The following is a 10101-nucleotide window of genomic DNA, read 5'->3' as shown; positions in this document are numbered from 1 at the left end:
ACCCGGGGGCGGCCATGGCTCTTGGGGAAAAATGGCTCAAGCCGTGCCATCTGCTCATCCGTCAGCCAGTACAGGTCGCTCATACTCAGTCTCCTTGCGGAGCCTGAATCATATCGAGCCTCCCATTTCAATGGGTCCTGACCCTAGCCGGGCATATGCGTATCTTGCCCTCATGCAGCATTGGTTCAAGAAATTGCCTGCTTCCATACTTAACTAAAAACGGAAGTGTGGGTTCAACATAATTGGCAAAGATGCGTGCTGCAATGGGACCGCCATTGGCGAAATAATCGACATTATCTTTCGGAATATCATTTAGGTTCGGTAGGCCACCGCGAAGGGCATATTCTTCTAGCAGGTGTGTGAACTTCCGTATGAACTGGTTGCCGTCATCGACAGGTAGAATGCCAATCAACGCCTCGCGACTTAATTCGGTTTGGTTGGTGAATACGTCATGGAAGCGGATCGCAAGACGATCGTCCGGGCAGCCTAGCAGATAAGGGTTGGCGGCATATTCGAACCGCCACCAGTCGCTTCGTGGAAGGCTGCCACCGTTCGCTTCGGTACGCCGCTTGAACTCTGAGTGCCGCTCTTCAAGAAAGCGAAGCCGTGCACGCATAAGATCGACCGAAACCGTCATAGATTATGTCCTATCATAGCCTTTCTTCCTTTTGGCGGATACCTTTTGCAACCTCGACCACGATCGTTTTTTCGCGGAGCCAAATGACCAATGAATAGGCTATGGTAGGCTTTGGCATGATGTCCGACTTAGCGCGTTCACGCCCAAGACCGGACATTCCCCTACAGTCCAAAACCCTCCTGTCCTACACCCCCATTCCATGTCATCCTCCGGCCGGCTCTTTCCCACCGTCGGCTTCATCCACCCCGCGTCGCCTTCGCACCGGCACGGGCCTGACTTTGCAAAATTTTTCCTATTGCGAAATCCACGGCACCCTTTTTTGCCCACGTTTTTGCGTCAGCATCAACGGTGTGAACTTCGCAACCGCTGACCCTGTTGTAAAACGCTCCCCTGCGCCTTTGCGCCCCGCCGTACCTCTGCTAAGGGCGCGCCCATGCTGAACCTGAATTCCATCACCGTGCGCCTGGGCGGCCGCACCATTCTCGATCGCGCTGCCGCCGCGCTGCCGCCGCGCAGCCGTGTCGGCCTCATCGGCCGCAACGGCGCGGGCAAGTCCACGCTGATGAAGGTGATGATCGGCCAGCTCGACCCGGATGAAGGGTCGTGCGACATGCCCCGCGACACGCGGCTGGGCTATATCGCGCAGGAAGCCCCCTCGGGCACCGCGACCCCGTTCGACACCGTGCTGGAGGCCGACAAGGAACGCGCCGAACTGATGGCGGAGGCGGAGCATACCGAAGACCCCGATCGCCTGGGCCATATCTATGAGCGGCTGACGACGATCGACGCCTATACCGCGCCGGCCCGCGCCGCCCGCATCCTCGTGGGCCTTGGCTTCGACGAAGAAATGCAGGGGCGTCCGCTCGACAGCTATTCGGGCGGCTGGAAAATGCGCGTGGCGCTCGCTTCGCTGCTCTTCTCCAACCCCGACCTGCTGCTGCTCGACGAACCATCGAACCATCTCGATCTCGAAGCCACGCTCTGGCTGGAGAATTTCCTGAAAGCCTATCGCGGCACCGTGGTCGTCATCAGCCATGAACGCGACCTGCTCAACAATGTCGTGGACTATATCCTCCATCTGGAAGGGGGGAAGGTCACCCTCTATCCCGGCGGCTACGACGCCTTCGAACGGCAGCGCGCCGAGCGGTTGGCCCAGCTCGAATCCGCCCGCGCCAAGCAGACGGCGGAGCGCGAGAAGTTGCAAGATTATGTCGCCCGCAACAGCGCCCGTGCGTCCACTGCAAAGCAGGCCCAGTCTCGTGCCAAGGCGCTGGCCCGGATGCAGCCCATTGCCGCCGCGATCGAAGATCCGACGCTGCATTTCGGCTTTCCCAGCCCGGCCGAACTGCGCCCGCCGCTCATCACCATGGACATGGCGTCGGTCGGCTACACCGAAACGCCGATCCTGCGCCGCATCAACCTGCGCATCGACCCGGACGACCGTCTGGCGCTGCTCGGCCGCAACGGCAACGGCAAGACGACGCTGGCCCGCCTGATCGCCGCGCAACTCGCCCCGATGGAGGGGACGATGCAAAGCTCGGCCAAGATGAATGTCGGCTATTTCACCCAATATCAGGTGGAAGAACTGGACGTCACGGACACGCCACTGGAGCATATGACCCGCGTGATGAAGGGCGCGACGCCCGGTGCGGTGCGGGCGCAACTGGGTCGCTTCGGCTTCTCGGGCGAGCGGGCGGTGCAGAAGGTCGGCTCCATGTCGGGTGGCGAGCGCGCCCGTCTGGCCCTTGCCCTTATCACCCGCGACGCGCCGCATTTGCTGATCCTCGACGAACCGACCAACCATCTGGACGTCGACAGCCGAGAGGCGCTGGTGCAGGCGCTCAACGATTATAGCGGCGCGGTGGTGATCGTGTCGCATGACCGCCACATGATCGAACTGGTCGCCGATCGTCTGGTGCTGGTCGACAATGGCACCGCCCAGCCGTTCGACGGCAGCCTTGACGATTATACCGACATCATCCTGCGCAAGACGGACGGCAACAGCAGCAGCGGTGACGCGCCCAAGGTGGACAGGAAGGCGGACAAGAAAGCCGCCGCCGAATGGCGCGAAAAGCAGAAGGTGTTGAAGAACGCAGTCAACAAGGCGGAGCGCGAGATGACGGCGCTGGCCACCGAGCGCGGCCGGATCGACGCCGCCTTGTCGGACCCCAAGACCGCGACCGGGGCAGAGGCGAAAATGACCAATAGCCAGCTGATGGTGAAGCGCGCCGAAGTCGAAAAGAAGCTGGCCGCCGCCGAAGAAGTCTGGATGGAAGCTGGCGCCGCGCTGGAAGCGGGCTAGAGCATTTTGCAGTCAGCTGGCACAGCTGACGGCTCGCAAAATGCGGAAACAAAAGACTTCTAGAGAATGATCCGATTCAATCTGATCGGATCATTCTCTAAAACACCCGTTCCAGCAGCACCAGCGCCGGGTCGCCTTCCACGGCGCGGGCGCTGAACCCCATTTCCCGTTCCAGGGCGATGGCGGCGTGATTGTCCCGGCTCTCGATCGACTGGAGCCGGCCGATGCCCCATCCGCGCGCCTCCTGCGCGACATGGTCCAGCAGGGTCCAGCCGATCCCCTTGCCCTTGTGATCGGGCAGGATGGAGTTGGCGACTTCCCCGGTGCCGCCCTCCTGGTCGGCGGCCAGCGTGGCGGCGGCGATGATATCGTCCCCGCCCGGTGCGAAGGCGACGCGAAAGCCATAGCGGCTTTCAAGCGCGATCATGGGAAAGTCCTTTGCGTCCAGGTCGCCCCGACCTATCCGCCTTCCGCCTACGGAAACCTATAAGGACTATTCCCTATCACCGGCCCATCAGGATGAACGGCGCCCAGATATAGGGCTGCACCGCATTGGGATGTTTCGATCCGATCAGCTTGAGCATCGCCCGTTGCAGCGCCACCGCGCGGGGCAGGCCGCGATTGGCGCCCTTGACCGTCTCCAGCGTGACGAAGGCGCTGGCATCGTCCCGCACCGGCCAGTGCGATACCAGCAGCGATCCCGCCCCGGCATAGCGGAACGCCTGGGCGAGGCCCGAATAGGCCGGCGACTGGCTATTGTCGCCCGCCGCCGTGTTGCAGGCGGACAGGATGACCCAGTCGGCGCCGATCCGCATCGTCGCCACCTCCGACGCGGTCAGCAGGCCGTCATCTTGGCGGTCGTCTGCGCCGGGCGGGGACAGGACCAGTGCCGGTTCGGTCACCCCCTCCATCTCGCCGCTCACCAGTCCGTGCGTCGCGAACAGGATCACGCCATAGCCGGACAGGTCGCGCGTGCGCAGCGCCCGCTCATTGGCGTCCGCGCCGACCAGCAATGTGGTCCGTGCCGCGCCGAAACGATGCGCCACCGCCTGCAACTCGGCCTGTGATCCGGGCAGCGGCGGCAATTGGGACAGCGCCCGCGTGCCGCCACGGCGCGGGGCATCGGCCGCCTGCACGTCGCCGAACAATTGCGGCGCACCGACGCCCAGGAAGCGCTGGTCGCGCGTGGCGAACTGATGTCGCTGGCTACCGCTGATGGAAAAGCCCGGCTGCACCTCGATCGCGAAGCGGTGGATCAGCCAGGGCGTGGCGCGTGTTACCGTTTCGACCGGCCGTTGCGGCAACATGGAGAATGGGAGGGAGGCGAAGGCGCCTGTGGGCACGATGCGCAGGCTGCTGGCCCTGCCCAATGTCGCGAGGATGCCGGGCGTGAAGATCTGGCTGTAGAGGCTATGCGCACTGGCCTGATCGAAACCCGCCGGCGTAAGCGATCCGCGCAATGTCCCGACCAGCGCCACCAGCCCGGCGCGGTCCATCTGCGCCCGTTCGATGCGCTGCGTATCGGCGCCGATGGCGAGCAGATAGACCCCGTCAAAGGCGGGCATCACCGCCAGCAGCGCCTCGTCCTTGCCAAGACTGGCGCGCAGGGCATCGATATCCGGCCGCTCCCCACCATGCGCCTCCACCCAGCGCGGATAGTCGCGGGCGATGGCGGCCCGTTCGGCCTCTATCGTGGTGGCCAAATCGGCCCGTTCGGTGCGCGCTTCGGCCACGCCGCTGTCGATCGCCAGCGCCTTGAGCAGGCGGCTGTCGGCGGCCTGCAACGTCTTCGTCCGGTCCTGGAGGCTGCGGACGCGCGCGGCCAGCGCCGGATCGGCGACCAGTCGTTGGGCGACCAGCCGATTGGCCCGGGCGATGCGCGATCCCGCCAGGATCGCCATCGCGTCCAGCGCCAGCGGCACATCCTGGGCTTGCGCCGCTATCGCCAGGATCGTGTCGAGCGCCGCGCGCTGTTCCTCGTTCAGTTCGCCATCGTCATTGACGCTGGCACTGTCGCGCAGCAGGCCGACCAGCTGGCGCGCCGCTGGCGCCAACGCTGCATCATCCTGCCGGGTCCAGGCGAGCAGCATCGCCGCCTGCGCCAGCGGGATGGCGGGGGCATTGTCGAGCTGCCGGGTTTCGGCGGCGAAGGCATCGGCGGCGGCACGGGCCTCCCCTCTGCGGTCGGTCGCCATCAATGCCGGGATCAGATAGGGATAGACGCGCTGGCCGATGTCCCGGTCCTTGTCCGACGCGGCATGGACGCGCGCCAATGCGTCATCCATCCGGCCGATCGCCTGATCGCGATGGCCCTCCGCCAACGCGGCCGATGCGGCGAAGGCGAGGGCGCGCGCGGATTGCGGACTATTCTCCCCCTCCAGCCCGCGAAAACCGCGCTCGGCTTCCATGAAAAGCGTTTCCGCGTCGGCATAGCGCTCCAGCGGCAGCATCACCGTGCCCAGATTTTGCAGGCCGAACTGGAAATAGAGGCTGCTGGTGCCCACCGTCTCGCGCTTGATGGCGATGGCGCGTTGCAGATAGTCCAGGCTCTCGGCACGGCGACCGGTGCGCGATAGCAGCAGGCCCAATGCCTCGAGCGCGCGGGCATAGCTCGGATGCTTGCGGTCGACATGGTCGGTGGCGATCTCGACCGCCATGCGCGCATATTTTTCCGCTTCCGTGTCGCGATCGGCGCGGGCGAGCATCTGGGCATAGCTGTAATAGGAGCCGATCGTATCGGCGCTGTTCGGCCCCGCGGCCAGAATGCGGGCCTCCATGCTAGCCTTTTGCGCTTCGGCCGCTTCATCGTTGCGGCCGAGCCGGGTCAGGGCCTAGGCGTGGGAGAAGGCGATGTTCGACCGCAGCATCTGGGTCGATTCATCCTGCTGATCGGGCGGCGTGCGGGCAATATAGCCGTCCATATAGGTACTGGCCTGCGCCAGCGTATCGGCTGCCCCAGTGACGTCGCCCAGGGCAGCCTGGATGAAGCCCTTGATCGACAGGCCTTGCATCCAGGCGACGGGATAAGCGTCGGCATAAGGCGCCAACAGGGTGAGGCCATCGCTCGACCGGGTCAGCGCGTCGCTATTCCTGCCGTCGATCTGGTCCATGGAGGACAGGTTGATGAGCGCGACCCCAGCCAGCGGATGAGCCTTGCCATCCACCTTGGTCCGGATAGCGGCGGCGTGGAGGCGGTTCCAGGCGTCGCGGGTCTTTTGCGACATGGACAGCGCATAATCGTCGCTGTTGAACAGGTCGAACGCCTGGTGCTCCAGCACGTAGAGCCGGGCATGGCGGGGATCGGTCGTCGAAAAGCCGGCGGGCGTTGCGGCAAAGATCGACGGCGCCGGCAGAGCCAGCGTCAGAAAGGCCGCCGAAACAATAGTGGAAAGTCTCATCTTGCCCCCACCATGACCACTCAGGCCAGCGTCAGCCGCCAGTCCCAGCGCAGCGGATCGCCGTCCATCACCTCGACCCCACGCGCCAGCAGGGCGTCACGAATGTCGTCCGACAGGGCAAAATCCTTGTCGGCACGGGCGGCGGTACGGCGTTCCAGTTCTGCCTCGATCTCGTCCGGCGTGATCGTCGCCTCCTTCGGCTGGACACGCAGGTCTGCGCGGCTGAGCGTCAGCAGGTTGAGGCCTAGCGCCTGGTCGAAAGCGGCGATCAGGCAGAGTTTCTCGTCCACCGGCACCTTCTTCATGCCAATGGCTTCCTCCAGCAGAGGTAGCGCGCGCGGCGTCATCAGGTCGTCGGCGATCGCGGCGTCGAATTGCTCCAGCAACGGCGCCAGCTTGGGGTGCAGATTGGCCCGCAGATAATCGATGCGCGGCGATTGCCACGTCACACCCTCGGCGCGCGCCTTCAAACCCTCGACGCCCATCACCAGCCGCTTGAGCCGGGTGAGGGCTGCGGCCAGATTGTCGGCGCTGAATTCCAGTTCGCTGCGATAATGGGCGCCAAGGCACAATAGGCGATAGGCGATCGGATGCACGCCCGCGTCGATCAGAGAGAAGAGCGTGGTGAAGCCGCCCTTCGACTTCGACATCTTGCCCTGACGATCCACCAGGAAATTATTGTGCATCCACCAGCGCGACCCGGTGAAGCCGGGCTGCGTATCGGTGCAACCGCAATAGGCCTGATTCTGGGCGATTTCGTTCGGATGATGAATCTCGCGATGGTCGATGCCACCGGTATGGATATCGAACGGCTGGCCAAGGCGGGCCTGCGACATGACCGAGCATTCCAAATGCCAGCCCGGCGCACCCTTGCCCCACGGACTGTCCCATTCCATCTGGCGCTGTTCGCCCGGCGGTGACTTGCGCCAGATCGCGAAGTCGGATGCGTTGCGCTTGCCCGCGACCGGATCGATCCGGGCGTGCGCGGCGTCATCGCGGCCACCGGCCAGCGCGCCATAATCGGGCACGCTGCTGCTGTCGAAATAGAGGCCGCTGTCCAGTTCGTAGCAATGATCCGGCGCAATCTTTTCGGCAAAAGCGATCATCTGCGGCACATAGTCGGTTGCGACCGTCCATTCGCTGGGCGCGATGATGTTGAGGTCCGCGATGTTGGACTTGAACGCTTGCGTATAATGGGCCGCGATGTCCCAGATGCTCTTGGCGCTGGCCCGGGCCGCGGCCTCCATCTTGTCGTCGCCCGCATCGGCGTCGCTGGTCAGATGGCCGACATCGGTGATGTTGATGATGTGGGTCACGGCCAGCCCCTTCCACAACAACGTTCGGCGCAACGTGTCGGTGAAGACATAGGCGCGCAGATTGCCGATATGGGCATAATTATAGACGGTCGGGCCGCAGCTATAGACGCGCGCGTGGTTCTCCTCGATCGGCGCAAACGGCTCGATCGTGCGGGTCAGGCTGTTGAACAGGCGCAGCGGCGCGGGGATATGCTGGTCGTCGGACATAGTGGCAAGCCATGTCGCGAAGCGGGGCGGGCGTCAACGGGGCAGGGCACGCAAAAAAGCGCTTGAACTTGACCCAGCGTCAACCGCTATCCCGGTTGCATGACCGATCTGATGGATATCTCCGCCGTCGTCCGCGCCACCGGACTCACTAGCCGGGCGCTACGTTTCTATGAAGGGCGCGGCCTCGTCGCGCCATTACGCACGGCGTCGGGCCGGCGCATGTTTGGGCGGAGCGATCTTCTGCGGCTGCACCGGATCGTCATGCTGAAGCGTGCGGGCTTCAGTCTGGCCCAGATCGAAAAACTGTTGAACGATCGCCCGATCGACCTGGCGCCGCTTCTGCGCGCGCAGATCGCCGCGCTCGATGAACAGGCGGAGGGGCTGGCGCAAGCGCGCGCCCATCTCGCCACAGCCTTGTCTCGCATCGACCGTGGCGAGTCGCTCGATGCTGCGACCCTTTGCTCGCTGATCCGAACCGGAGAGACAATGATGGATCAGGAAAAATGGAAGAGCGTGACGGACCTCTATATGAGCGCACAGGCGGAAGCCGACTTTGCCGATACGCAGACTGCCTTGCCCGCCGATTTCGATCAGGCTGCCTATGGCGCGCAATGGTCGGAACTGACCACGCATATTGCCGCGGCATTGCCGCTCGATCCAGCGTCGGCCCAAGCGCGGGCATTATATGACGAATGGCAAAGATTGCTTGCCCCGTTCATGGCCGTCGCGACGCCGGCGATGACACAGGGGGTCACGCGCCTCTATGACAATATCGGCGAATGGGAAGCGGATCAGGCCCCGCCTTTCTCTGCCGATGTCTGGGCCTTCATCACGGCAGTGGGGAACGCCGGCAAAGCACGCTGACCATATGGGGATCGGGCGTTTGTAATAAAATGTTGCACAAGGACCGATCCCTTGCAGCCAGGCATTGGGCATCCGATATTATCGATGCGGGCCGGGCCCCTCTGGCGACATGGATTTCCCCCTGATCCCTGTCGCGATGTCGGACCGCATCGGGTGTGCCCGGTGCAGGTTTTTGCGGCGATTTGCCCCCTCTCGTTGCCGCAGGAGACCGCACCGGGCCACTCGAACCAACTTTTTGGCCATTCTAAATGGAGCGAGTGTTTCCGATGAATAATCCCGTTCGCATGCCGGGCTATGGTGCCAGCCAGACGGCGCAGACCGATGCCGGCCTGCGCGCGCACATGCTGGGCGTCTTCCGCAATATGGGTATCGGCCTGGTCATTACCGGGCTGGTCGCCGCTCTGGTCGGCAATACGCCCGCGCTGGCCGCCGCCATCTATGGCACGCCGCTCAAATGGGTGGCGATCTTCGCGCCGCTGGCCTTCGTCTTCTTCTTCAGCTTCCGCATGGAAAAGATGACGACATCGGGCGCGCGCACCGCTTTCTATGCCTTCGCCGCCGTCATGGGCGTGTCGTTGGGCAGCGTGTTCCTGGTCTTCACCGGTGGCAGCATCGCGCAGGCCTTCTTCTCGGCCGCCGTCATGTTCCTCGCCATGGCGCTCTGGGGCTATACCACCCAGCGTGACCTGACGAAGATGGGCAGCTTCCTGATGATGGGCCTGATCGGCATCATCGTCGCCAGCCTGATCAACATCTTCATCGGCTCCTCGGCGATGGCGATGGTCATCTCGATCATCGGCGTAGTGGTCTTCACCGGCCTCACCGCCTGGGACGTGCAGCGCATCAAGTCGGAATATTTCTATTATGCCGGCCACGAGGTCGCCGGGAAGATGCAGGTCATGGGTGCGCTGTCGCTGTACCTCAACTTTGTCAACCTGTTCCAGATGCTGCTCAGCCTGACGGGTGAACGCGAATAATGCGCGATCCTGCACAAGTGTCCGCGATGCTCTGCCCGGTCTGTCATGTCGGATTGGCGATGACGGATCGGCAGGGGGTGGAGATCGACTATTGCCCGCAATGCCGGGGCGTCTGGCTGGACCGGGGCGAACTGGACAAGATCATTGAGCGATCGGGGCAGGCCAACGCACCCACGCCGCAGCCCGCACCCTTTGCGCAGCAGAGCTACCGACCGGACCGCGACTATCGCGACGACGGACGCGGTTACCAGAAAAAGCGCAAGAAGAGCTTTCTGGAAGAACTGTTCGATTGAGAAAAGGCCGGTCCCGATGGGATCGGCCTTTTCTGTTGGCGAAAAGGGAGATCCCAGCGTTCGCTGGGATGACGGTGTAGATAAGGGTTATGTGACCAACCTCGTCA

The 10101-nt window shown here is 63.5% G+C and carries 9 protein-coding genes and 1 pseudogene; 4 read left to right on the top strand and 6 right to left on the bottom strand.

The features are described 5' to 3' along the window. A pseudogene (locus F4U95_RS10605) lies at positions 1 to 83 on the bottom strand (IS5/IS1182 family transposase); the annotation flags it as partial. A gap of 44 nt (positions 84 to 127) precedes the next feature. Continuing rightward, positions 128 to 637: a hypothetical protein gene (locus tag F4U95_RS10600; RefSeq protein ID WP_150425642.1), complete on the bottom strand. Its 510-nt coding sequence runs from the start codon at positions 635 to 637 to the stop codon at positions 128 to 130. 433 nt (positions 638 to 1070) lie between these two features. Between F4U95_RS10600 and F4U95_RS10595 the strand changes: the two genes are divergently transcribed. Then, on the top strand, positions 1071 to 2939 hold the full coding sequence (locus F4U95_RS10595) for an ABC-F family ATP-binding cassette domain-containing protein (protein ID WP_150425641.1): 1869 nt from the start codon (positions 1071 to 1073) through the stop codon (positions 2937 to 2939). Between the two features lie 97 nt (positions 2940 to 3036). On the opposite strand, the gene F4U95_RS10590 is transcribed toward F4U95_RS10595, so the two are convergent. From F4U95_RS10590 to cysS, 4 genes are all read right to left on the bottom strand, one after another. Further along, positions 3037 to 3366, bottom strand: a complete 330-nt coding sequence (locus F4U95_RS10590; RefSeq protein WP_150425640.1) for a GNAT family N-acetyltransferase — start codon at positions 3364 to 3366, stop codon at positions 3037 to 3039. Positions 3367 to 3442: 76 nt separating this feature from the next. Then, positions 3443 to 5716: a CHAT domain-containing protein gene (locus F4U95_RS10585; RefSeq protein WP_246171559.1), complete on the bottom strand. Its 2274-nt coding sequence runs from the start codon at positions 5714 to 5716 to the stop codon at positions 3443 to 3445. A 54-nt stretch (positions 5717 to 5770) separates the two neighbouring features. Then, the gene (locus F4U95_RS25115) at positions 5771 to 6337 is read right to left on the bottom strand and encodes a hypothetical protein (protein WP_246171558.1); all 567 of its coding nucleotides are present in this window, start codon (positions 6335 to 6337) and stop codon (positions 5771 to 5773) included. 20 nt (positions 6338 to 6357) lie between these two features. Beyond that, the gene (gene cysS / locus F4U95_RS10580) at positions 6358 to 7860 is read right to left on the bottom strand and encodes a cysteine--tRNA ligase (RefSeq protein ID WP_150425639.1); all 1503 of its coding nucleotides are present in this window, start codon (positions 7858 to 7860) and stop codon (positions 6358 to 6360) included. A gap of 99 nt (positions 7861 to 7959) precedes the next feature. Here cysS and F4U95_RS10575 point away from each other — a divergent pair, with 99 nt between their 5' ends. The 3 genes from F4U95_RS10575 (at position 7960) to F4U95_RS10565 (ending at position 9994) form a co-directional block, all read left to right on the top strand. Continuing rightward, a complete protein-coding gene (locus F4U95_RS10575; RefSeq protein ID WP_150425638.1) occupies positions 7960 to 8724 on the top strand; it encodes a MerR family transcriptional regulator in 765 nt (254 codons plus the stop codon). 266 nt (positions 8725 to 8990) lie between these two features. Then, positions 8991 to 9701, top strand: coding sequence for a Bax inhibitor-1/YccA family protein (locus F4U95_RS10570; protein ID WP_150411911.1), 711 nt, complete (start codon positions 8991 to 8993; stop codon positions 9699 to 9701). Beyond that, a complete protein-coding gene (locus tag F4U95_RS10565; protein WP_150425637.1) occupies positions 9701 to 9994 on the top strand; it encodes a TFIIB-type zinc ribbon-containing protein in 294 nt (97 codons plus the stop codon). The genes F4U95_RS10570 and F4U95_RS10565 overlap by 1 nt, the downstream gene beginning before the upstream one ends. The last annotated feature ends 107 nt before the right edge of the window (positions 9995 to 10101 follow it).

Source organism: Sphingobium limneticum (genome assembly GCF_008710165.1).
GTDB lineage: Bacteria > Pseudomonadota > Alphaproteobacteria > Sphingomonadales > Sphingomonadaceae > Sphingobium > Sphingobium limneticum.
This window is presented reverse-complemented; position numbering and strand designations above follow the sequence as displayed.